Below are 21536 nucleotides of genomic sequence, written 5' to 3' on the forward strand. Positions count from 1 at the left end.
TGGGGTTACGAACCAGATGACTGCGATTTCGCTAGGAATGCCGTCCGTACCGACCAAACTCGCCGAGCGCAGGGTCAGCCGGAAGATCCAGGTCGGGTCGGTGGCCGTCGGCGGCGACGCTCCGATCTCCGTTCAGTCGATGACGACGACGGTGACGGCGGACGTCGGGGCGACACTGCAGCAGATCGCGGAGCTGACGGCGTCCGGATGCCAGATCGTGCGGGTGGCGTGTCCGTCGCAGGACGACGCGGACGCGTTGCCGGTGATCGCGAAGAAGTCGCAGATTCCGGTGATCGCCGACATCCACTTCCAGCCGAAGTACGTGTTCGCGGCGATCGACGCCGGGTGCGCGGCGGTGCGGGTGAACCCGGGGAACATCCGGCAGTTCGACGACAAGGTCAAGGAGATCGCCCGAGCGGCCTCGGACGCGGGCGTGCCGATCCGTATCGGGGTGAACGCGGGGTCGCTGGACAAGCGGCTGCTGGAGAAGTACGGCAAGGCCACGCCGGAGGCGCTGGTGGAGTCGGCGTTGTGGGAGTGCTCACTGTTCGAGGAGCACGGCTTCCGGGACATCAAGATCTCGGTGAAGCACAACGACCCGGTGGTGATGGTCAACGCCTACCGCCAGCTGGCCGCCCAGTGCGACTACCCGCTGCACCTGGGGGTGACGGAGGCGGGTCCGGCGTTCCAGGGGACGATCAAGTCGGCGGTCGCCTTCGGCGCGCTGCTGAGCGAGGGCATCGGGGACACCATCCGGGTGTCGCTGTCGGCCCCTCCGGCCGAGGAGGTCAAGGTCGGCATCCAGATCCTGGAGTCGCTGAACCTGCGGCAGCGGCGGCTGGAGATCGTCTCGTGCCCGTCGTGCGGCCGGGCGCAGGTGGATGTCTACAAGCTCGCGGACCAGGTCACGGCCGGTCTGGAGGGCATGGAGGTCCCGCTGCGGGTCGCGGTCATGGGCTGTGTCGTCAACGGCCCCGGCGAGGCGCGCGAGGCGGACCTGGGCGTCGCCTCCGGCAACGGCAAGGGGCAGATCTTCGTCAAGGGCGAGGTCATCAAGACCGTGCCGGAGTCGAAGATCGTGGAGACCCTGATCGACGAGGCCATGAAGATCGCCGAGCAGATGGAGAAGGACGGCGTCGCCTCCGGCGAGCCCCAGGTCTCGGTCAGCGGCGACTGAATATGCGCGGTCCGGTCTGTCTCGGGGTGTCGTAAAGCCCGCGTGGGGGGTTCTCGGGCCAGTGGTGGCTGGGGAGAACCGAGCCTGGGAAGAAGGGGCGCCGGGCGTGCGCGATAGAGTCTGAAGAATCGAATCCCCGGCCCGCGGGCCCGCACCACGTGAGGCAGACCGACACGTGCTGACCACGTCCACCACCAGGGTCCTCGAGCCCCATGAGCTCGACTCGGCCCTCGCGGTGCTCGACCGCGACCCCGTCTCGAACGCCTTCGTCGCCGCCCGCGTCCAGGTCGCCGGCCTGGACCCGTGGCGGCTCGGCGGTGAGATGTGGGGCTGGTACTCCGGCGGCCGGCTGGAGTCGCTCTGCTACGCCGGAGCCAACCTGGTGCCCATCTGCGCCACCCGCGAAGCCGTGCGCGGCTTCGCCGAGCGCGCCCGCCGGGCCGGCCGCCGCTGCTCCTCGATCGTCGGCCCGGCCGACACCACGGCCGAGCTCTGGTCCCTGCTCGAGCCCAGCTGGGGCCCGGCCCGTGAGGTCCGCGCCCATCAGCCGCTGATGGTCACCACCTCGATGCCCGCGGACATCCAGCCCGACCCGCTGGTGCGCCGCGTCCGCAAGGACGAGATGGACGTGATCATGCCGGCGTGCGTGGCGATGTTCACCGAGGAGGTCGGCGTCTCACCGCTCGCGGGCGACGGCGGGCTGCTCTACCAGGCGCGGGTCGCCGAGCTGGTCTCCGCCGGGCGTTCCTTCGCCCGCGTCGAGGACGGCCGGGTGGTCTTCAAGGCCGAGATCGGCGCGGCCACCCCGCACGCCTGCCAGATCCAGGGCGTCTGGGTCGCCCCCGAGTACCGCGGCCGCGGCCTCTCCGAGACCGGGATGGCGGCCGTGCTGCGCTATGCGCTGGGCGAGGTGGCCCCCGTGGTGAGCCTCTACGTCAACGACTTCAACACCGCGGCCCGCGCCGCGTACCGTCGGGTCGGCTTCCGGGAAGTCGGCGCGTTCATGAGTGTGCTGTTCTGATCGACGGGCCAGTAGGGTGCCGCCCATGCTGCATCTGCCCGGGGGGCGGACCCCGGAACCCGAAGACGTCGTCGTCGGGCCGCTCGACCTCGCCGCACGCGTGGACGAGGCGCTCGCCGTCCAGGCCGTCGCCTTCGGGCTGACGGACGAGGAGGTCGGCGTACGACGGCATATCGTGCTGCGCCACCTCAAGAGCCCCGGCGCCCGCGCCCTCGGCGCGACCACCCCCTCCGGGCGGCTCGTCGGCTTCGTCTACGGCATGCCCAACGACCGCACGCACTGGTGGTCCACGGTCGTCCAGCCGTATCTGCGCGCGGCCGGGCACGAGGACTGGCTGGACGACTCGTTCGTCATCACCGAACTGCATGTCCACCCCGACTACCAGAACCGGGGCATCGGCCGACGGCTGATCACGACCATCACGGACGGCGCCGCCGAGCCCCGCTCGATCCTCTCCGCCATCGACACCGACAGCCCGGCCCGTGCGCTCTACCGCTCACTGGGCTACGGCGACCTCGCCCGCCCCGTGCTCTTCCCGAGCGCCCCGAGCCCGTATGCCGTGATGGGAGCCCCGCTGCCGCTGCGCCGCCGCTAGCAGGAACCCCCTGGCCCCCCGGCCGGCGGGCCGCTGGCCCCCGGCGCATCCGGAAACCGCATTTCCGGGAAACCGACCCGTGCGGCTAACCTCCTGAACATCCCATCGCACGCAGGAGAGACCCCATGGCCCACGCCGTCAACGTCCAGCGCTTGTCCACGATGATGCTGAAGACGCTGCGCGAAGACCCGGCGGACGCCGAGACCGCCAGCCACAAGCTGCTCGTCCGCGCCGGTTACGTCCGCCGCGCCGCCGCGGGCATCTGGACCTGGCTGCCGATCGGCAAGAAGGTCCTGGATAACGTCTCGAGGATCGTCCGCGAGGAGATGGACGCCATCGGCGCCCAGGAGGTCCTCCTGCCCGCCCTGCTGCCCCGTGAGCCGTACGAGACGAGCGGCCGCTGGGACGAGTACGGCGATCTGCTCTTCCGGATCAAGGACCGTAAGGGCGCCGACTACCTCCTCGGCCCGACCCACGAGGAGATCTTCACCCTGACGGTCAAGGACCAGTGCACGTCCTACAAGGACCTGCCGGTCATGCTGTACCAGATCCAGACCAAGTACCGGGACGAGGCCCGCCCCCGCTCGGGTGTGCTGCGCGGCCGTGAGTTCCAGATGAAGGACTCCTACTCCTTCGACACCACCGACGAGGGCCTCGCCGAGTCCTACCGGCTGCACCGCGAGGCGTACCAGCGGATCTTCCAGCGCCTCGGCCTGGACTACCGCATCGTCTCCGCGGTCTCCGGCGCCATGGGCGGCTCGGCCTCCGAGGAGTTCCTGGCCCCGGCGGCGGCCGGCGAGGACACCTTCGTCGACTGCCCGAACTGCGACTACGCCGCGAACACCGAGGCGGTCACGGTGACCGTCCCGCCGGTCGAGGACGCCGACCACGGCCCCCTCGAGGAGCTGGACACCCCCGACACCCCCACCATCGAGTCCCTCGCCGAGTACCTCGGCGTCCCGGCCTCCGCCACCCTGAAGAACCTCCTGGTCAAGGTCGACGGCGAGATCACCGCGGTGGGCGTCCCCGGCGACCGCGAGGTGGACCTGGGCAAGCTGGGCGAGCACCTCGCCCCCGCCGTCGTCGAGCTCGTCACGGCAGAGGACTTCGAGGGCCGCCCCGAGCTGGTGCGCGGCTACGTCGGCCCGCAGGGCCTGGCGGGCAAGTCCTTCCGCTACATCGCCGACCCGCGCGTCGCCCCCGGCACCGCCTGGGTGACCGGCGCCAACAAGCCCGACACCCACGCGCGCAACGTGGTCTGCGGCCGTGACTTCGAGGTCGACCAGTACCTGGACGTCGTCGTGGTCGAGGCGGGCGACCCCTGCCCCCGCTGCGGTGCGGGCATCGAGCTGGACCGGGCGATCGAAATCGGCCATATCTTCCAGCTCGGCCGCAAGTACGCCGATGCCTTCCAGCTCGACGTCCTCGGTCAGAACGGCAAGCCGGCGCGGGTCACGATGGGCTCGTACGGCATCGGCGTCTCCCGTGCCGTCGCCGCCCTCGCCGAGCAGACCCACGACGAGTCCGGCCTCTGCTGGCCCCGCGAGGTCGCCCCGGCCGACGTCCACATCGTCGCGGCGGGCAAGGCCCTCCAGACCGAGCTGGCCCTCGACATCGCCCAGAAGCTGGGCTCGGCGGGCGTCCGCGTCATGGTCGACGACCGCGCCGGGGTCTCCCCGGGCGTGAAGTTCACCGACGCCGAGCTGATCGGCGTCCCGACCATCCTGGTCGTGGGCCGCGGGGCGAAGGACGGCGTCGTCGAGCTGAAGGACCGCCGTACGGGGGAGCGCGAGGAGCTCCCCGTCGACGAGGCCGTCTCCCGCCTCATCACCGCCTGACGGCCGACCCCGCCCCTGCCCCTGCTGTCCCCGAACCCCCGGCTCCCGCCCTCCTGGGAGCCGGGGGTTCGGGATGCGTGGTCGGGTGCGGGTTTCGCCTCGCGCCTTCGGCGATGGCCGGGGCCCCGCCGGACTGAGGACAGGCCGCCCTCCGGGTACCCTCCCTGAAAACGCTTGATCTGGCGCAACTAATTTGTCAATCAGTTTCCAGAGGGGTGCCCTACCCCTGCTGCCCGGCACCGGCCTCGACCCCCGGCCACGGAAGCCGCCACCGGCACCCGCCCCACCGGCCCGGCGCCCGGCGACGCCGCCCGCGCCCCCTACCCCCTGCCCCGCTGCTCAAGTGCGCCGAAGGCGCGAGACGAAACCCGCACCCGCCCACGTCGCCCATCACCACAGCCCCAACAGCCCCCGCCCACTGGCCGAGGCCAGCGGGGTCCGCGGAGCCCCTTTACAGCCAGCCCGCGAACTCCAGCAGCAGCTCCGCTCGGCGGCGATCGCCCACCGCGGCCTCGCGCAGGCCCGCCTCGACGGCGCGGTAGAGGGACCAGCCCCGCAGCCGGTCGCGGTCGACGTCCAGCGAGTCCGCCAGCTTGGCGACCCGGCGGCGCGTGGCCGCGGCGGGGCCGGAACCGGCGGCCAGGTCCTCGCAGCGGTCGAGCACCAGCCGCGCCAGGTCGTACGCGCGCTCGCCCACCACCGGCACCGGACCCACCGCGAGCCACGGCAGGCGCTCCCCGGCCAGCACCTTCCCCTGCCGGAACTCGCCGTGCAGCAGCACCTCCTCGGGCGGCTCGGCGGGCAGCGCCGCCCGCAGTTCCAGGGCCTCGTCGGTCAGCGGACGGACGTCCGCCGCCCAGGCCCCCGCGCCGAGCACCCGCATGACCTCGCGGTCCTCCTCCGTACGCCCGGTGACCGACGCGAACGGATGTCCCTCGGGCGGCGCCACCCACAGCCGCCGCACCGTGCCCGCCGCCTCCAGCAGCGCCTTCGCCTCGGGCAGCGAGCGCAGCGACACCGCGCTGCGCAGCCGCTCGATCAGCAGCGCCCCGGTGTCCGGGTCGGCGCGCAGCAGCCGGGCCGCGCCCCAGCCGTCCCAGTGCGCGAGGGCGGCCCGCTCACGGTCGGCGTCCGGGCCGGGGACCGGGAACTTCAGCGCCGCCGGGGTGCCGTCCGCCTGTCGTACGAGCGCGACGAGACCGTGTCGGCCCCCGGGCGTCACCACCCGCTCCAGGGTCAGCTCCCACGCCGTCAGCTGCCGCTCGACCGTCTCGGGCAGGGCGTCCAGCCAGCTCCGTACGGCGCTCGCCGGACTGTCGCTCAGCGCGTCCAGAAGCCGCTTCGGCACATGGACACGGGCCGTGTCGTGGCCGCCGGGCTGTGGTGCCGATGCCATCCCTGAGCTGTTCCCTCCACCATCAATGACCTCTACGCCCTCATGGGCCCCGTCGGCCTCACCCAGCACACGTGCCGGTCACACGCCGTCCGCCCCACCGCTCGGTGACGCGGACGGAGCGGCCGGTGCGGCGCGTTCGGTGAGCCCAGGGAAGGCTACGCCGCCGCCTCGCCAGCGGACCGCCCGGACCGCCGCCTCCCGCAGCGCGCCCGCCGCCTGGCGGCGCAGGGACCCGGTCGAGGCCCGTACGAGGTCGGCGTAGACGGCGGCCACCCGGTTCTCCAGCTCGGCGGCGAGCCGTACCGCGGCGGGCGCGTCGGGTACCGCGAAGGGCAGGGCGTAGGCGGGTGCCGCGCTCTCGGGGTCGCCACCGAGGTCGCGCACGGTGCGGGTGAGGTCGTCCCGGCGCGCGCGGTGCGCGGCGTAGCCTTCGCGCGCCTCCGCGAGCCGGTCGTCGCCGATCCGCCCGCCGACGACGCCGTACCCGTACACCGCGGCGTGCTCGGCGGCGAGCGCCGCCTGCGCGGCCCTGAGCGCCGCGGCGCGTTCGCCGACGGCCGTACGTCCTGCTCGAAAGGCCATGTCAGTACCCCTTCCCGGTGGTCCCGAGCGTGGTCATGAGCGTGGTCACCAGCGTGCTCATGAGTCCGCGTCGTGCTGCGTGAGGAGAAAGACGTGGGCGGCGCCGCAGGCCGCGACGGAGGCCAGCAGCCGGGCGAGTTCGGGCGGTGCGGTGGTGAGCGCGGCGGTGCGGGTGTCGGCGGTGTGGCGTTCGGCCTGGGCGAGGGCGGCCAGGGCCTTCTTCTCGTCCTTGGGGACCTCCGGCACCCGCTGCCCGCCCGCCGAGGGCGAGCGCGACGCGGTCGCGGAGGGGGAGGCGGACCGGTCCTCGGAGGTGAAGACCGCGACATGCCGGGCCGTTTCCTCCCGCAGCGGCGTCAGCCGCTCGGCCAGGGCGGGATGCGCGTCCACGGTCGCGTCGTAGCGTGCGAGAAGCGCGGTGGAGTCCCGCGCGCCCCGCGCCCGCAGTAACGCGACGGCCGCCGCCCCGCCGCCCGTGTCGGGCCGGGACTTCGAGTCGTCGGAGCAGCCGCTCAGCAGCGCGACGGCCCCCAGCACCCCGCCGCCCAGCAGCAGACTCCGCCGCCGGGACACCGGGGCGGCGAACCCCGGGGACACGGCGGACCCCGAGGGCGCGGAGGAGACCGCGGCCATCGCGTCGGACGCGGACGCGGAGCGGGATGGGGCGGATGTGGGACGAGGTGGGGGAGTCGTGATCGGCACGTTCCTCTTTCCAGGCTGCGGCCGCTCCCGGCCGCCGGTAGTGATCACAGCAGGCGAGCGTACCCGCGCCGAGCCCGTCTGCCCGGCAGCGGCCACCGAATCGTCAGCCCGCCGCCGGAACAGATAGGCTTTGACCTGACACGCGACCTTCCCACAACAGCACACGCGGCCGAGGAGTCACCCGGATGAGCACCACCCAGAGCGAAAGGCTGCGCGGACTTCTGGAACCGCTCGTCAGCGCGCGGGACCTGGATCTGGAAGAGGTCGAGGTGACACCGGCCGGACGGCGGCGTGTGCTGAGAGTGGTCGTGGACTCCGACGACGGCGTCCAGCTGGACACGTGCGCGGAGCTGAGCCGGGACATCTCCCAGACCCTCGACGACACGGACGCGATGGGGCAGACCCCGTACGTCCTCGAGGTCACCTCTCCCGGCGCCGAGCGCCCCCTGACCGAGCCGCGCCACTACCGCCGCGCCACCGGCCGCCTGATGCGAGCACGACTCGCCGACGGCGGCGAGCTGGTCGCCCGGATCGTCTCGGTGGACGACGGGGGCCTCGATCTGGAGGTCCCAGGGGTGAAGGGGCGCAAGCCCACCGCCAGACGGCTGGCCTTCGAGGAGATCTCCAAGGCGCGGGTGGAGATCGAGTTCAACCGCAAACCCGCGGACAAGCTCACGGAACAGGCCCCGGAGACGTCCGTGGGCGACGGCGGCGAGAGCAAGGAGGAGGCGTAGCCGTGGACATCGACATGAGTGCCCTGCGGGGTCTGGTGCGAGAGAAGGAGATCTCCTTCGACCTGTTGGTCGAGGCGATCGAGTCGGCCCTCCTCATCGCCTACCACCGCACCGAGGGAAGCCGTCGCCGGGCCCGGGTGGAGCTGAACCGCGACACCGGCCATGTGACCGTATGGGCCCGTGAGGACGCCGAGGACCTGGCGGAGGGGCAGGAGCCCCGCGAGTTCGACGACACCCCCTCCGGCTTCGGCCGGATCGCCGCGATGACCGCCAAGCAGGTCATCCTTCAGCGGCTGCGGGACGCCGAGGAGGAGATCACCTTCGGCGAGTACGCGGGGCGGGAGGGCGATGTCGTCGCCGGTGTCGTCCAGCAGGGCAAGGACCCCAAGAACGTGCTGGTGGACATCGGCCGGCTCGAGGCGATCCTGCCGGTGCAGGAGCAGGTCCCGGGCGAGGACTACGCACACGGCACCCGGCTGCGTACGTATGTGGTACGAGTCGTCAAGGGTGTGCGCGGCCCGTCGGTGACCCTTTCGCGTACGCATCCCAACCTGGTCAAGAAGCTCTTCGCGCTCGAGGTGCCGGAGATCGCGGACGGTTCGGTGGAGATCGCGGCGATCGCCCGTGAGGCGGGCCACCGCACCAAGATCGCGGTGCGGTCCACCCGTCCGGGGCTGAACGCCAAGGGTGCGTGCATCGGCCCGATGGGCGGCCGGGTGCGCGCCGTGATGGCCGAACTGCACGGCGAGAAGATCGACATCGTCGACTGGTCGGACGACCCCGCCGAACTGGTGGCGAACGCGCTGTCACCCGCGCGGGTGAGCAAGGTCGAGGTGGTCGATCTGTCGGCCCGCTCGGCGCGGGTCACGGTGCCGGACTACCAGCTGTCCCTCGCCATCGGCAAGGAGGGGCAGAACGCCCGGCTGGCGGCGCGGCTGACCGGCTGGCGGATCGACATCCGGCCGGACACCGAGCAGCCGGGCGATCAAGGCTGATTCCGGTCGGAGTCGCTCGGGGTCCAGTCGAAATCAGTGACGGTTCGATCACTCCCCCCAAGGGGTGGTGTCGGCACAGGGAGGTAGACTTAAGCAGTGTCTGGCCGCACGCGAGCTGGTGCCTGCCCTGAGAGAACGTGTGTGGGATGCCGGGATCGGGCGGCCAAGAACGATCTGCTGCGCATCGTGGCGGTCGAGGGTGTTTGTGTCCCCGACCGGCGCGGTACGCTCCCCGGTCGGGGTGCCTATGTGCACCCCACACGGGTTTGCCTGGACCTGGCGGTCCGCCGCCGGGCCCTCTCTCGGGCCTTCAGGGGGCCGGGAGCGCTCGACACCACGGCACTGCGCCGGTTTGTCGAGCAGGGTGAGCAGGCGACACCCTGAGTAGTTGGAAGAACGGCACGGGACACCGTGCGGTCAGGTACCTCGCGAGTCGGAAGTAGGTCGAGATTGCGATGAGCACTCGATGAGTACGCGATGAGTACGCCCATGAAGTAGCGACGGTCCGGCGGCAACCCGGACCTAAAAGGAGCGAAGTGGCTAAGGTCCGGGTATACGAACTCGCCAAGGAGTTCGGAGTTGAGAGCAAGGTCGTCATGGCCAAGCTCCAAGAACTCGGTGAATTTGTACGTTCGGCGTCCTCGACGATCGAGGCGCCGGTTGTGCGCAAGTTGACTGACGCTTTCCAGGGTGGCAACGGCTCCGGCCGCGGCGCTGGTAAGCCCTCGGCGCCGCGCAAGGCGACGCCCAAGCCGCCGACCCCCGGTCCGGCGGCCGCGGCCCGTCCGGCCGCCCCCAAGCCCCCGACGCCCGGCCCCAAGCCGGGTGCCCCCGAGGGCCAGCGCGGCACGCCGCCCGCGGCGCCCACTCCGGGCCCGCGTCCCACGCCGGGCGCCCGTCCGACCCCCGGCCCCAAGCCGGGCCCCGCGCCGGCGGCTCCGGCGCAGCCCGAGTTCACCGCCCCGCCGGCCCCCGGTCCCAAGCCCACCGCGGCCAAGCCGGGCGCGCCCGGCAAGCCGGGTGCCACGCCTGGTCCGCGCCCCGGCGCCCGTCCCGGCGCACCGGGTCAGGGCCAGGGCGGCCAGGGCCAGGGCGGCCGTGGTGCCCCGCGTCCGGGCCAGGAGCGTCCGCGTCCGGGTGCGCCCCGTCCGGCCGGTCCCCGTCCGGGTAACAACCCCTTCACCTCCGGTGGCTCCACCGGTATGGCGCGCCCGCAGGCGCCCCGTCCCGGCGGCGCCCCGCGCCCCGGCGGCCAGCCCGGCCCCGGCCCGCGCCCGCAGGGCGGCGGCCAGGGCGGTCCGGGCCGCGGCCAGGGCGGTCCCGGCGGCCCCCGGCCCACTCCGGGCCAGATGCCCCGTCCGCAGGGCGCCCAGGGCGGCGGCCCGCGTCCGGGTCCCGGCGGCGGTCCGCGCCCGAACCCGGGCATGATGCCGCAGCGTCCGGCCGCCGGCCCGCGTCCGGGCCCCGGCGGCGGTCGCGGTCCTGGCGGTGCCGGTCGTCCCGGTGGCGGTGGCGGCGGGCGTCCCGGTGGCGGTTTCGCCGGCCGTCCCGGTGGCGGTGGCGGCGGTCGTCCCGGCGGCGGCGGCGGTTTCGCCGGTCGTCCCGGTGGTGGCGGCGGCTTCGGTGGCGGCGGTGGCCGTCCCGGCTTCGGCGGCCGTCCGGGTGGTCCCGGTGGCCGTGGTGGCACCCAGGGCGCGTTCGGCCGTCCCGGCGGTCCGGCGCGTCGTGGCCGCAAGTCGAAGCGGCAGAGGCGCCAGGAGTACGAGGCCATGCAGGCCCCGTCCATCGGCGGTGTGATGCTGCCGCGCGGCAACGGCCAGACGGTCCGGCTGTCGCGGGGTGCCTCGCTCACCGACTTCGCGGAGAAGATCAACGCCAACCCGGCGTCCCTGGTCCAGGTGATGTTCAACCTGGGCGAGATGGTCACCGCGACGCAGTCCGTCTCCGACGAGACGCTTCAGCTTCTCGCCGACGAGATGAACTACAACGTCGAGATCGTGAGCCCGGAGGAGGAGGACCGCGAGCTCCTTGAGTCCTTCGACATCGAGTTCGGCGAGGACGAGGGCGGCGAGGAGATGCTCGTCGCGCGTCCGCCGGTGGTGACCGTCATGGGTCACGTCGACCACGGTAAGACCCGCCTGCTGGACGCGATCCGCAAGACCAACGTGGTCGCGGGCGAGGCCGGCGGCATCACCCAGCACATCGGTGCCTACCAGGTCTCGACCGAGGTCAACGACGAAGAGCGCAGGATCACCTTCATCGACACCCCGGGTCACGAGGCGTTCACCGCCATGCGTGCCCGTGGTGCCAAGTCGACCGACATCGCGATCCTCGTGGTGGCGGCCAACGACGGTGTGATGCCCCAGACGATCGAGGCGCTGAACCACGCCAAGGCGGCCGACGTGCCGATCGTGGTCGCGGTCAACAAGATCGACGTCGAGGGCGCGGACCCGACCAAGGTGCGCGGTCAGCTGACCGAGTACGGCCTGGTGGCCGAGGAGTACGGCGGCGACACCATGTTCGTCGACATCTCCGCCAAGCAGGGTCTGCACATCGACAGCCTGCTGGAGGCCGTCGTCCTCACCGCCGACGCCTCGCTCGACCTGCGGGCCAACCCCGAGCAGGACGCACAGGGCATCGCGATCGAGGCCCACCTCGACCGCGGCCGCGGCGCCGTGGCCACCGTGCTGGTCCAGCGCGGCACCCTGCGGGTCGGCGACACGATGGTCGTGGGCGACGCCTACGGCCGCGTCCGGGCGATGCTCGACGACAACGGGAACGCGCTGGAGGAGGCCGGTCCGGCGACCCCGGTCCTGGTCCTCGGTCTGACCAACGTGCCCGGTGCGGGTGACAACTTCCTCGTCGTCGACGAGGACCGCACCGCTCGCCAGATCGCCGAGAAGCGCGCCGCCCGCGAGCGGAACGCCGCCTTCGCCAAGCGCACCCGCCGGGTCTCCCTGGAGGACCTGGACAAGGTGCTCAAGGCCGGTCAGGTCCAGCAGCTCAACCTCATCATCAAGGGCGACGCGTCCGGTTCGGTGGAGGCTCTCGAGTCCTCGCTGCTCCAGCTCGACGTCGGCGAAGAGGTGGACCTGCGGGTGCTGCACCGCGGTGTGGGTGCGGTCACCGAGACCGACATCGACCTGGCGACCGGTTCCGACGCCATCGTCATCGGCTTCAACGTGCGCGCCGACGGGCGTGCCACGCAGATGGCCGAGCGCGAGGGCGTGGACGTCCGCTACTACTCGGTCATCTACCAGGTGATCGAGGAGATCGAGGCGGCCCTGAAGGGCATGCTCAAGCCGGAGTACGAAGAGGTCGAGCTCGGTACGGCGGAGATCCGCGAGATCTTCCGCTCGTCCAAGCTGGGCAACATCGCGGGTGTGCTCATCCGCTCCGGCGAGGTCCGGCGGAACACCAAGGCCCGCCTGCTCCGCGACGGCAAGGTCGTGGCGGAGAACCTCAACATCGAGGGTCTGCGTCGCTTCAAGGACGACGTCACCGAGATTCGCGAGGGCTTCGAGGGCGGTATCAACCTCGGCAGCTACAACGACATCAAGGTCGACGACGTCATCGCGACGTACGAGATGCGCGAGAAGCCGCGCGGCTGACGAGCGGCTGTCCATCCGGGGCCGGTCGGCGGAGGAATTTCCGTCGATCGGCCCCGGCCCTTGCGTGTACGGTGCCAGAAGTCCGCATTCTCAAAGGCCCCACGGGTGGCTAGACCCGGACCGCATGTATGTAGGGACGTTGTCCTTTGACCTGCTTCTCGGCGACGTACGGTCGTTGAAGGAGAAGCGCTCCGTCGTCCGCCCGATCGTCGCCGAGCTGCACCGCAAATTCGCGGTGAGCGTGGCGGAGGTCGGAGACCAGGACCTGTATCGCAGGGCCCGGATCGGCCTCGCGATGGTCTCCGGGGACACGGGCCACCTCAGCGAGGTGCTCGACCGCTGCGAGCGGCTGGTGGCGGCGCGGCCGGAGGTGGAGCTGCTGTCGGTGCGGCGGCGGTTCCACGGTGGCGATGATGAATGAGGGCCGGACCGGCGGTCGCAGACCGTCCCCGGCCATCGATGACTGACGCGAAGAAGAGAGAAGAAGACGCATGACCGACACCGCGCGGGCACGCAAGCTGGCGGACCGCATCCGGGTCGTGGTCGCGGAGACCCTACAGCGGCGGATCAAGGACCCGCGGCTGGGCTATGTGACCATCACCGACACCCGGATCACCGGTGATCTGCGGGAGGCGACCGTCTTCTACACGGTCTTCGGCGACGACGAGGAGCGGGCGGCCTCCGCCGCGGCCCTGGAGAGCGCCAAGGGCGTGCTGCGGTCGGAGGTCGGACGGCAGACCGGGGTGCGCTTCACCCCGAGCCTGACGTTCGTCCCGGACGCGCTGCCGGAGAACGCCCGCACCATCGACGATCTGCTCGCCAAGGCCAAGGCCGCGGACGCCGAGGTGCGCCAGGCGTCCTCGGGTGCCGCTTACGCCGGCGACGCCGACCCCTACCGCAAGCCCGGCCAGGAGACGGACGACGAGGAGCCCGGCACGGACGGCAAGGGTTCATCGGACGTATGACGCGCAACGGCAAGGCCGGTTCCGGGGCACCGGACGGCCTGGTGATCGTCGACAAACCGGCCGGTTTCACCTCGCACGACGTCGTCGCCAAGATGCGCCGCTTCGTCGGCACCCGGCGGGTCGGCCACGCCGGGACGCTGGACCCGATGGCCACGGGCGTGCTCGTGGTCGGCGTGGAGAAGGCGACCCGGCTGCTGGGCCATCTGGCGCTGACCGAGAAGGAGTACCGGGCCACCATCCGGCTCGGCCAGACCACGGTCACCGATGACGCGGAGGGCGAGATCACCTCCTCGGACGGCGCCGCCGGGCTCGCGCCGAGCGCCGTCCAGGCCGGGATCGAGGAGCTGACCGGGGACATCCAGCAGGTCCCGTCGAAGGTCAGCGCCATCAAGATCGACGGCAAGCGTTCCTACGCACGGGCGCGGGAGGGCGAGGAGTTCGCGATCCCGGCGCGGCCGGTGACCGTCTCCTCCTTCGTCCTCCACGACCACCGTGAGGCCAAGGCGGAGGACGGCACCGCCGTATCCGACCTGGATGTCACGGTGGTGTGTTCCTCCGGCACCTACATCCGGGCGCTGGCGCGCGACCTGGGCGCCGGGCTGGGCGTCGGCGGCCACCTCACGGCCCTGCGCCGGACCCGGGTCGGCCCGTACGGGCTGGCGGCGGCCAGGACGCTGGAGCGGCTGGAGGAGTCGCTGGAGGTCATGCCCATCGCCGAGGCCGCGGCCGCCGCCTTCCCGCGCTGGGACGTGGACGCCCGCCAGGCCCGGCTGCTGGGCAACGGTGTGCGGATCGACATGCCGTCGGCGGGCGCGCCGGGGCCGGTCGCGGTCTTCGGGCCGGAGGGGCGCTTCCTGGCCCTCGTGGAGGAGTCGAAGGGCAAGGCGAAGAGCCTGGCCGTCTTCGTATGAGGCCATCGACGTGCGAGGCCATCGACGTGCGAGGCCACGTGCGAGGCCACGTGCGAGGCCATCGACCCCAGGCCGCGTTGCGAGCGCCCGAGCCGGCCGCCTACGGTGGCTTCCGGCCGGTCCGGGCGCTCGCGGCGACCACCGATGCGAGGTGGACGCCTGGGACATGGCAGTCTTAGACCTGCGAAGTCGACAGACAAAGGTTCGGGCGAGGAGCGGGCAAAGTGCAGCGCTGGCGTGGCTTGGAGGACATCCCTGAGGACTGGGGGCGCAGCGTCGTCACCATCGGTTCCTACGACGGGGTGCACCGAGGACACCAGCTGATCATCGGCCGTGCCGTGGCACGGGCGCGTGAGCTGGGTGTACCGGCGGTCGTGGTCACCTTCGACCCGCATCCGAGCGAGGTCGTGCGGCCGGGCAGCCATCCGCCGCTGCTCGCCACGCATCAGCGGCGCGCGGAGCTGATGGCCGGGCTGGGTGTGGACGCGGTGCTGGTCCTGCCGTTCACGGCCGAGTTCTCCCGGCTCGCCCCCGCCGACTTCGTGGTGAAGGTGCTGGTCGACAAGTTGCACGCACGGGTCGTGGTGGAGGGCCCCAACTTCCGCTTCGGCCACAAGGCCGCCGGGAACGTCGCCTTCCTGCGCGAACTCGGCACCACCTACGACTACGAGGTCGAGGTCGTCGACCTGTACGAGCGCGGCGAGGCGGGCGGCGGCGAGCCGTTCTCCTCCACACTGGTGCGCCGTCTGGTCGCGGAGGGCGATGTCACGGGCGCGATGGAGGTCCTCGGCCGGCCGCACCGCGTCGAGGGTGTGGTGGTGCGCGGGGCGCAGCGCGGCCGTGAGCTGGGCTTTCCGACGGCCAACCTGGAGACCCCGGCGCACACCGCGATCCCGGCCGACGGCGTCTACGCCGGCTGGCTGACGGCGCGGGGCGAGGCGATGCCCGCGGCCATCTCGGTCGGCACCAATCCGCAGTTCGACGGCACCGAGCGGACGGTCGAGGCGTATGCGATCGACCGGGTCGGGCTGGATCTGTACGGGCTCCATGTCGAGGTCGACTTCCTCGCCTATCTGCGGGGCCAGGAGAAGTTCGACTCGATCGAGGCGCTGCTGGAGCGCATGGCGGCCGATGTGAAGCGGGCCCGCGAACTCGTCGAGGAGCACGACGGCAGCTGACGCGCCGTGTGGTGAGCGCGGCCGCGCCGCCCGTGCGGCGCCAACGCACATGCGCCCCGTGGGACCGGATCACCGGCCCACGGGGCGCATCGCTTCTCCCGCTCGCTACCGCTGCGGCCCCGGGGGCTGCTGCCAGGGCTGCCCCGGCTGACCCTCCTGGCCCGGCTGGGCCTGCTGCCACGGCTGGCCGGGGTGCGGCTGCTGCCCCTGCCCGTACGGCTGCTGCCAGCCCTGCTGGCCGCCCTGCTGCGGATATCCGGGGTACTGCGGCTGCTGGCCCTGCTGAGGCGCGTAGGCGCCCGGGTAGGGCTGCTGCTGGGCCTGGCCGGGCATCGGCGGGGCCACCTGCGGCGGCTGGGACCCGCCCTCGCCCGTCCACAGGCCCTGTTCCTGCTGGGCCCGGGTGAAGTCCTCCGCGACCATGGCCGAGAGGTTGAAGTACGCCTCGCGGGTCTTGGGCCGCATCATGTCCAGGTCCACCTCGGCGCCCGCCGACAGATGCTCGTCGAAGGGCACGACGATCACCCCGCGGCAGCGGGTCTCGAAGTGCGACACGATGTCCTCAACCTTGATCATCTTCCCGGTCTCCCGCACCCCGGAGATCACCGTGATGCTCCGCGAGACCAGATCCGCGTAGCCGTGCGCGGACAGCCAGTCGAGGGTGGTGCTGGCGCTGCTGGCACCGTCCACGGAGGGCGTGGAGATGATGATCAGCTGATCGGCGAGGTCGAGGACGCCGCGCATGGCGCTGTAGAGCAGCCCCGTGCCCGAGTCGGTGAGGATGATCGGGTACTGCTTGCCCAGGACGTCGATGACGCGGCGGTAGTCGTCGTCGTTGAACGTGGTCGAGACCGCCGGGTCCACGTCGTTGGCCAGGATCTCCAGCCCCGACGGCGCCTGCGAGGTGAACCGCCGGATGTCCATGTAGCTGTTGAGGTACGGGATCGCCGTGACCAGGTCGCGAATGGTCGCACCGGTCTCCCGCCGCACGCGCCGGCCGAGGGTGCCCGCGTCGGGGTTGGCGTCGATCGCGATGACCTTGTCCTGGCGCTCGATGGCCAGGGTCGCGCCGAGGGCGGTGGTCGTCGTGGTCTTGCCGACACCGCCCTTGAGGCTGATCACCGCGATCCGGTAGCAGGAGAGCACCGGCGTGCGGATCAGCTCCAGCTTGCGCTGCCGCTCCGCCTCTTCCTTCTTACCGCCGATCTTGAAGCGGGAGGGGCCGGGGGTGTTGTTCTTCTTCGGCTTCTGCTTGCCCTTGATCAGCCGGTCCGAGGAGAGCTCGACCGCCGCCGTGTACCCGAGCGGCGCCCCCGCGTTCCCCGCCTGTCGCCGCTGGTCGGGCGTGACGGTGGGCCAGCCGCCGGTGCGGGGGTCGGCCGGGGCCGCGGGAGCGGCGTGGGCGTCGGGGCGCGGATAGCCATAGCCGTCCTGCGGCTGCGGCATGGCGGTGCCGTCGCCGGGCTGTGGGAAGCCGTAACCGCCCTGCGGGCCCGGCACGCCGGGCTGCTGTCCCGGGAACTGCTGCCCCTGGACGGGGCCGGGCGGGACGTACGGTCCGGACTGGCCGGGTTCGCCGGGCTGGCCCGGGTACGTCCGCTGGGGCTCGGGATAGGGCTGGTGCTGCTGCGCCGGGGTGGCCGTCTGCGGGAAGCCGTAACCGCCCTGGACGGGCGGCGGGCCCTGGCCCTGATCGGCCGGGCCGGGGGCGGGCTGGGCGCCGGGCTGCGGATAGCCGTAGTGGGGCCCCTGCGGAGCCGACGGGGTCTGCGGGCCGGGGCCCGGAGCGGCCGGACCGGGCTGCTGATAACCGTCCTGCGGGCCGGGCACGTTGGCCGCCGGGGGCGGCCCGCCCTGGGCCTGGGGCGGCAGCGGGCCCGGACCGGCCTGGCCGGGGACCGCGCCGGGCTGGCCGGAAAACCCTGCGGGCGCGCCCTCACCGGGACGCGGATAGCCGTAACCGCCCTGAGGTCCGGGCCCCGCGGCGGCCGGCTGACCGGGCTGACCCTGCGTCTGGGGCGGCGGAGGCGCCCAGGCCGCGTCCTGCTGAGGCGGGAGCGGTGCGCCGGTGCCGGGGACGGCAGGCCCGGCAGGTCCATCAGGTCCGTCCGTCCGCTGCTCCGGAACCGGAGCGGGAGCCGGAGCCGGTGCGGCGCTCTCGGGCGAGGCGGGCTGGAAGTCCGGCGGCAGGGGCGGCAGCCCCGACTGCGGAACGGGCGGCGGAGCCCAGGTGGCGGCGGGCTGTTCGGGGGCCGGCGCGCTCGGCGGCACGGCGTCCTCGGGCACCGCGTCCTGCGGCTCGGCGCTCGCCTCCTGCCTCAACTCCTCCATCTCCCGCCGCAGCGCGGCCGTGGAGAAGCGCAGCGTGCCCTCGCTGCGCAGATGGCCGCCCGTACGGTCGTCCGTGTCCGCAGAGCCGGCATCGGCGCCCGCACCGGACCCTGAACCAGCACCGGAAGCAGCGAACGAACCAGAACCGGAAGCCGAACCGGAACCGGAATCAGTCGCGCCGACCGCGTCGGCCTCGGCGTCCTCACCCCGCTTCGCGGCCACTTCGCGCCGCAGCGCGGCGGTGGAGAACCGCACGGTGGAGTTGCTGACCACATCGCCGTTGTCGCTCTCGTCGGAGCCGGACTCGGAGCCGGGCTCGGAGGCGTCGTCCCGAGGGGCCGCGGCGGGCGCCAGTGTGAAGTCGTCGTCATCGACGGAAGCGGGATCCGGTGCCGCCGGGACCTCCGCCTCGTCCTCGGAAGCCTCGCCGGAGGACCCCAGGGGCTCAGGGCCGTCCGATGCCGTGTCACCCTTCGCGGTGTCAGCCGCGGGCGGAGTCGCCGCATCCCGCTCATAGTCGGACAAAGGAGGTCGACGGGTCTCCTCCTCGGACTCCTTGGCCTCCGGTTCGGGCCGCGCCTCGTCCTCCGCCTGGGCGTGGACCTCCTCCACCTCGGAGGCGTCCGACGCGACATCGGCGGAGGGTGCCGCGGCCGGCGTCGGCCAAGCACTCGGAAAGCCGCTCGGCTCCGGCGCCCCCGGCACGGACACCGGAGCGCCCGTGGGCGGCGGAGGCGGCGGAATCGGCGCCCCGGCACCCGCGCCCGCCCCGATTCCACCGGAACCACCGGCCGACGCCGGGCCCGTGGAGGCCGGTGAGGACGACGACGAAGCGTTCTGCGTGTACCACGCGGGTGGGGTGTAGTCGATGGTGAACTCGCCCGTGTGCTCGGTCTCCGCGTCGGACCGATCATCGCCGGGTGTGTTTCCGCCCGTGCGGATCTCGTCCCGATCGCTGCTCACAATGCCTCCTGGTGTGGTCGAACACCCTTGAAATTCTTGGCGAGGCCGATCTGTTGCCGATCGCTACTGTCGTCCGACCGTTCGGCTTTCCCCTTTTGTGACGTTGGGGATCCCTGATCAGGTCCCCCACCGCGTACCCCAAGACTAATCACCATGGGTGCCGCGGGGGCAGGCCTGTCCCGCCACTCGAAGCCGTCCACCACATGATGTGGACCGCTCTCGAGCGACGTCGATCAACGACGGACCAACCCTGAGGGGTTCTGCCCGGGTCAGTCCACCCGACGCGGAGATCCCAGCAGCCCCGTCTCGGCATCCGTCGCCTGCACGGTGACGAACTGCCGTCCGGCGCGTGTACACCAGAGGGTGACCCAGTCGGGAAGGGTGGACAGCGCCGTGACGTCGCTCTGCGGCAGGCCCATGATGCGACCTATCTCCCGGGCCTCGTCCGGCGAAACGCGCTGAATGCCGACCAGTCCGGCGTGCTCGAGCAGCCGGGGCGCGACCGGGCTCAGATACGGCAGCAGGGTCAGCACCGACTGCCAGGGCAGAGCGGAGACCCGGCCGCGCGGCGGACGCATGCCGCAGTCCCGGACGACCAGGACCGGGCTGCCCACCGAAGGTCCTTGCGGTGGCACACGGCCCACGTCGAAGACGGTCATGCACTGCTGTCCGCCGCCCGCGACCTGGACGAGGTTGGTCCACAGATGCGGCCGCCCGGTCTCGATGGCGATACGGGCACCGGTGGCCGCCGCCCGGAAGGCCAGGACCTGCGCGGTCCACAGTCCGCCGACGAGGACCACGTCGAACGGTTCGGGGCGGTTGAAGCCGAGGACGGCGGGCTGGTTCTGCTCGTCCACGCCGATGATGACGCCGTCGTCGCCGATGGGCAGCGCCAGCGCCGCCAAGTCCTCCAGGGGCAGTGTCTGCCGTCCGCGCCGGGGACCGATGAGCCCGTAACCGGGGTGCGTCCGGTGTGCCGCGCCCGGGACACCGGACGCCCCGGGGGCACCGCCGGAGACCATGGGACCGGAGCCCAGACCCGCTCCGGGACCGGAACCCGGATCGGAACCATGCCCGAAAGAACCCGAAGGGCCGGAAGATCCGGAAGGACCGGAGGCAGAAGCGGCGGGGGAGAAGGCGGAAGTGGCCATCAGCGGGTGCCTCCCAGCGGGAGCGTCGCGAGCACACCGGGCAACTGCTCGCGGTCGAGACGTACCAGCCCGACCCGCACCCCCCGCGCGGCGCGCTCCAACGCCTTGCGGGCGGTGACCAGGTCGGTGTCGCTGCGCCCGGTGACCCGGATGTGCCCGGTGACCGAGGAGGCGTTACGGCTGCCCTCGTCATGCTTCAGGGTCAGACTGAAGGTGGACGCGAGCGCGGGCATGGAGGTCAGCAGCGCGACGAGTTGCGGCAGCGGCACCGATTCCGGGCCCATCTGCGGCCAGCGGCCCACCCAGTAGGTGGTGTGCCAGCGGTCGTCGCAGCGCCAGGCGCGCGAGGTCTCCACCGTCCGGCGCGTGGGTGTGCTCGCGCGCCCCGCCTGGGTCGCCGCATGCGGGTTGACGCACGCCGAGGTGGCGATGGCAGTGGTCAGTTCGCCCTCGGCCAGCGGCCGCGCCGAGAACCCGGCGCCGGTCAGCCGACTGGCCAGCTGGTCCACCGCGCGCAGCAGGGACCGCTGAGCACCCTCCAGACCGCCGCCGCGCGCCCGTACGGCCTCCGGGCACAGCTCGGGAGTCAGCTTGAGCGCCACCCAGGTCAGCCGGATGGCGGGTGCTCCGGCCTGCTCCTGCAGCGGGGCGTAACTGCGCGCCGCCGCGGCCTGTTCGGGCAGATGGGGCGCGGGCGCCGTCTGGGAGTGCTGCACCACCTGCACCGACTCCAGCCGTATGCCGTCCACCTCCAGCGCGTCCTGCAACAGCGAGAGCGGCAGCGGCCGCTTGGTGCGCAGCGGCCGCAGTGGAGCGTCGGTCGACTGGACCTGGAGCACCGCGGTGAGGAACGTACCGTCGCCGATCATTCCGATCTCGCGGCGGTCCCGCGCCACATAGGCGTAGGTGCGCAGCGCCGGATCGCATTCCACGGCGGGCGCGAGCGACGGGTCGACACCCGCCGGGACCGGCCCCTTGGCCTGCTTCTGCCGGGCGCGCAACGCGCTGATGGTGATGAGCCAGTCGATGAAGGGCTGCTGTCTGCGCCGCAACACCGCGAGCAGCACCAAGACGAGGGCGACGATCCCGGCGGGTATCAGCAGCAGTGAGTCGACGGTCCAGGCGACGACGAGGATCGCGGCGGCCGCCTCGATGAGCACGAGCTGATACAGCCGCAGGGGACCCAGGCTCGCCGTGCGTGAGGGCTGCCGTGGTACGGCGGCATGCGCATGGGTGGCAGAGCTCATCCCGGAGACCCCCGCTATGTCCTGGTGCTGTCCTGGTCGATTGTGTGTTTACGGTATCGGAAAGGCGCGTGAAGGGTGGCTGGGGTGTCAGATGACCCGAGTGGATGAGTAATCTCCTACGGGGACTACGGGACTACGG

The 21536-nt window shown here is 72.3% G+C and carries 18 protein-coding genes; 12 read left to right on the forward strand and 6 right to left on the reverse strand.

Translation table 11 applies throughout. The annotated features are described in order from the left end of the window. Nucleotides 1-16 precede the first annotated feature (16 nt). The 4 genes from ispG to N6H00_RS28740 all read left to right on the forward strand — a co-directional run bounded on the left by ispG (nucleotide 17) and on the right by N6H00_RS28740 (nucleotide 4631). Nucleotides 17-1177 carry a flavodoxin-dependent (E)-4-hydroxy-3-methylbut-2-enyl-diphosphate synthase gene (gene ispG / locus N6H00_RS28725; protein ID WP_268974717.1) on the forward strand — a complete coding sequence of 387 codons (1161 nt, stop codon included), beginning with the start codon at nucleotides 17-19 and terminating at the stop codon, nucleotides 1175-1177. Between the two features lie 175 nt (nucleotides 1178-1352). Next, nucleotides 1353-2198: a GNAT family N-acetyltransferase gene (locus N6H00_RS28730; protein ID WP_268974718.1), complete on the forward strand. Its 846-nt coding sequence runs from the start codon at nucleotides 1353-1355 to the stop codon at nucleotides 2196-2198. Between the two features lie 25 nt (nucleotides 2199-2223). After that, nucleotides 2224-2793, forward strand: coding sequence for a GNAT family N-acetyltransferase (locus N6H00_RS28735; RefSeq protein WP_268974719.1), 570 nt, complete (start codon nucleotides 2224-2226; stop codon nucleotides 2791-2793). A gap of 125 nt (nucleotides 2794-2918) precedes the next feature. Continuing rightward, nucleotides 2919-4631 carry a proline--tRNA ligase gene (locus tag N6H00_RS28740; protein WP_268974720.1) on the forward strand — a complete coding sequence of 571 codons (1713 nt, stop codon included), beginning with the start codon at nucleotides 2919-2921 and terminating at the stop codon, nucleotides 4629-4631. Nucleotides 4632-5082: 451 nt separating this feature from the next. On the opposite strand, the gene N6H00_RS28745 is transcribed toward N6H00_RS28740, so the two are convergent. The 3 genes from N6H00_RS28745 to N6H00_RS28755 all read right to left on the reverse strand — a co-directional run bounded on the left by N6H00_RS28745 (nucleotide 5083) and on the right by N6H00_RS28755 (nucleotide 7242). Next, nucleotides 5083-6027 carry an aminoglycoside phosphotransferase family protein gene (locus N6H00_RS28745; protein WP_268974721.1) on the reverse strand — a complete coding sequence of 315 codons (945 nt, stop codon included), beginning with the start codon at nucleotides 6025-6027 and terminating at the stop codon, nucleotides 5083-5085. A gap of 78 nt (nucleotides 6028-6105) precedes the next feature. Continuing rightward, nucleotides 6106-6609, reverse strand: a complete 504-nt coding sequence (locus N6H00_RS28750) for a ferritin-like domain-containing protein (protein ID WP_268974722.1) — start codon at nucleotides 6607-6609, stop codon at nucleotides 6106-6108. A gap of 57 nt (nucleotides 6610-6666) precedes the next feature. Continuing rightward, nucleotides 6667-7242: a hypothetical protein gene (locus N6H00_RS28755; protein ID WP_268974723.1), complete on the reverse strand. Its 576-nt coding sequence runs from the start codon at nucleotides 7240-7242 to the stop codon at nucleotides 6667-6669. 254 nt (nucleotides 7243-7496) lie between these two features. Between N6H00_RS28755 and rimP the strand changes: the two genes are divergently transcribed. The 8 genes from rimP to N6H00_RS28795 all read left to right on the forward strand — a co-directional run bounded on the left by rimP (nucleotide 7497) and on the right by N6H00_RS28795 (nucleotide 15705). Then, nucleotides 7497-8045, forward strand: a complete 549-nt coding sequence (rimP, locus tag N6H00_RS28760) for a ribosome maturation factor RimP (protein WP_268974724.1) — start codon at nucleotides 7497-7499, stop codon at nucleotides 8043-8045. Between the two features lie 2 nt (nucleotides 8046-8047). Next, complete coding sequence (gene nusA / locus N6H00_RS28765; RefSeq protein ID WP_268974725.1) at nucleotides 8048-9040, forward strand: transcription termination factor NusA; 993 nt, start codon at nucleotides 8048-8050, stop codon at nucleotides 9038-9040. 96 nt (nucleotides 9041-9136) lie between these two features. Next, a complete protein-coding gene (locus tag N6H00_RS28770; protein WP_268974726.1) occupies nucleotides 9137-9424 on the forward strand; it encodes a YlxR family protein in 288 nt (95 codons plus the stop codon). A 152-nt stretch (nucleotides 9425-9576) separates the two neighbouring features. Then, nucleotides 9577-12651: a translation initiation factor IF-2 gene (infB, locus tag N6H00_RS28775; protein WP_268974727.1), complete on the forward strand. Its 3075-nt coding sequence runs from the start codon at nucleotides 9577-9579 to the stop codon at nucleotides 12649-12651. A gap of 124 nt (nucleotides 12652-12775) precedes the next feature. Beyond that, nucleotides 12776-13072 carry a DUF503 domain-containing protein gene (locus tag N6H00_RS28780; protein ID WP_268974728.1) on the forward strand — a complete coding sequence of 99 codons (297 nt, stop codon included), beginning with the start codon at nucleotides 12776-12778 and terminating at the stop codon, nucleotides 13070-13072. Between the two features lie 70 nt (nucleotides 13073-13142). After that, a complete protein-coding gene (rbfA, locus tag N6H00_RS28785) occupies nucleotides 13143-13616 on the forward strand; it encodes a 30S ribosome-binding factor RbfA (RefSeq protein ID WP_268974729.1) in 474 nt (157 codons plus the stop codon). Next, on the forward strand, nucleotides 13613-14527 hold the full coding sequence (gene truB, locus N6H00_RS28790) for a tRNA pseudouridine(55) synthase TruB (RefSeq protein WP_268974730.1): 915 nt from the start codon (nucleotides 13613-13615) through the stop codon (nucleotides 14525-14527). Before rbfA ends, truB begins: the two co-directional genes overlap by 4 nt. Before the next feature lie 224 nt (nucleotides 14528-14751). Then, a complete protein-coding gene (locus N6H00_RS28795; protein ID WP_268974731.1) occupies nucleotides 14752-15705 on the forward strand; it encodes a bifunctional riboflavin kinase/FAD synthetase in 954 nt (317 codons plus the stop codon). A 105-nt stretch (nucleotides 15706-15810) separates the two neighbouring features. On the opposite strand, the gene N6H00_RS28800 is transcribed toward N6H00_RS28795, so the two are convergent. The 3 genes from N6H00_RS28800 to eccE all read right to left on the reverse strand — a co-directional run bounded on the left by N6H00_RS28800 (nucleotide 15811) and on the right by eccE (nucleotide 21397). Continuing rightward, nucleotides 15811-18999 (reverse strand): SCO5717 family growth-regulating ATPase, encoded by a 3189-nt coding sequence (locus N6H00_RS28800; protein WP_268974732.1) that lies wholly within the window; start codon nucleotides 18997-18999, stop codon nucleotides 15811-15813. Nucleotides 19000-19268: 269 nt separating this feature from the next. Then, a complete protein-coding gene (locus tag N6H00_RS28805; RefSeq protein WP_268974733.1) occupies nucleotides 19269-20021 on the reverse strand; it encodes a hypothetical protein in 753 nt (250 codons plus the stop codon). A gap of 128 nt (nucleotides 20022-20149) precedes the next feature. Beyond that, complete coding sequence (gene eccE, locus N6H00_RS28810; protein WP_268974734.1) at nucleotides 20150-21397, reverse strand: type VII secretion protein EccE; 1248 nt, start codon at nucleotides 21395-21397, stop codon at nucleotides 20150-20152. Between the last annotated feature and the right edge of the window lie 139 nt (nucleotides 21398-21536).

The organism is Streptomyces sp. S465 (genome assembly GCF_026898115.1).
Taxonomy (GTDB): Bacteria; Actinomycetota; Actinomycetes; order Streptomycetales; family Streptomycetaceae; genus Streptomyces; species Streptomyces luomodiensis.

Bases quoted from the DNA above. Each gene is read 5' to 3' on its own strand.
- N6H00_RS28745 (WP_268974721.1), bottom strand. From the start codon at position 6,027: ATGGCATCGGCACCACAGCCCGGCGGCCACGACACGGCCCGTGTCCAT.
- eccE (WP_268974734.1), bottom strand. From the start codon at position 21,397: ATGAGCTCTGCCACCCATGCGCATGCCGCCGTACCACGGCAGCCCTCA.
- N6H00_RS28755 (WP_268974723.1), bottom strand. From the start codon at position 7,242: ATGGCCGCGGTCTCCTCCGCGCCCTCGGGGTCCGCCGTGTCCCCGGGG.
- truB (WP_268974730.1), top strand. From the start codon at position 13,613: ATGACGCGCAACGGCAAGGCCGGTTCCGGGGCACCGGACGGCCTGGTG.
- N6H00_RS28735 (WP_268974719.1), top strand. From the start codon at position 2,224: ATGCTGCATCTGCCCGGGGGGCGGACCCCGGAACCCGAAGACGTCGTC.
- ispG (WP_268974717.1), top strand. From the start codon at position 17: ATGACTGCGATTTCGCTAGGAATGCCGTCCGTACCGACCAAACTCGCC.
- N6H00_RS28805 (WP_268974733.1), bottom strand. From the start codon at position 20,021: ATGGTCTCCGGCGGTGCCCCCGGGGCGTCCGGTGTCCCGGGCGCGGCA.
- N6H00_RS28750 (WP_268974722.1), bottom strand. From the start codon at position 6,609: ATGGCCTTTCGAGCAGGACGTACGGCCGTCGGCGAACGCGCCGCGGCG.
- rimP (WP_268974724.1), top strand. From the start codon at position 7,497: ATGAGCACCACCCAGAGCGAAAGGCTGCGCGGACTTCTGGAACCGCTC.
- rbfA (WP_268974729.1), top strand. From the start codon at position 13,143: ATGACCGACACCGCGCGGGCACGCAAGCTGGCGGACCGCATCCGGGTC.
- N6H00_RS28740 (WP_268974720.1), top strand. From the start codon at position 2,919: ATGGCCCACGCCGTCAACGTCCAGCGCTTGTCCACGATGATGCTGAAG.
- N6H00_RS28780 (WP_268974728.1), top strand. From the start codon at position 12,776: ATGTATGTAGGGACGTTGTCCTTTGACCTGCTTCTCGGCGACGTACGG.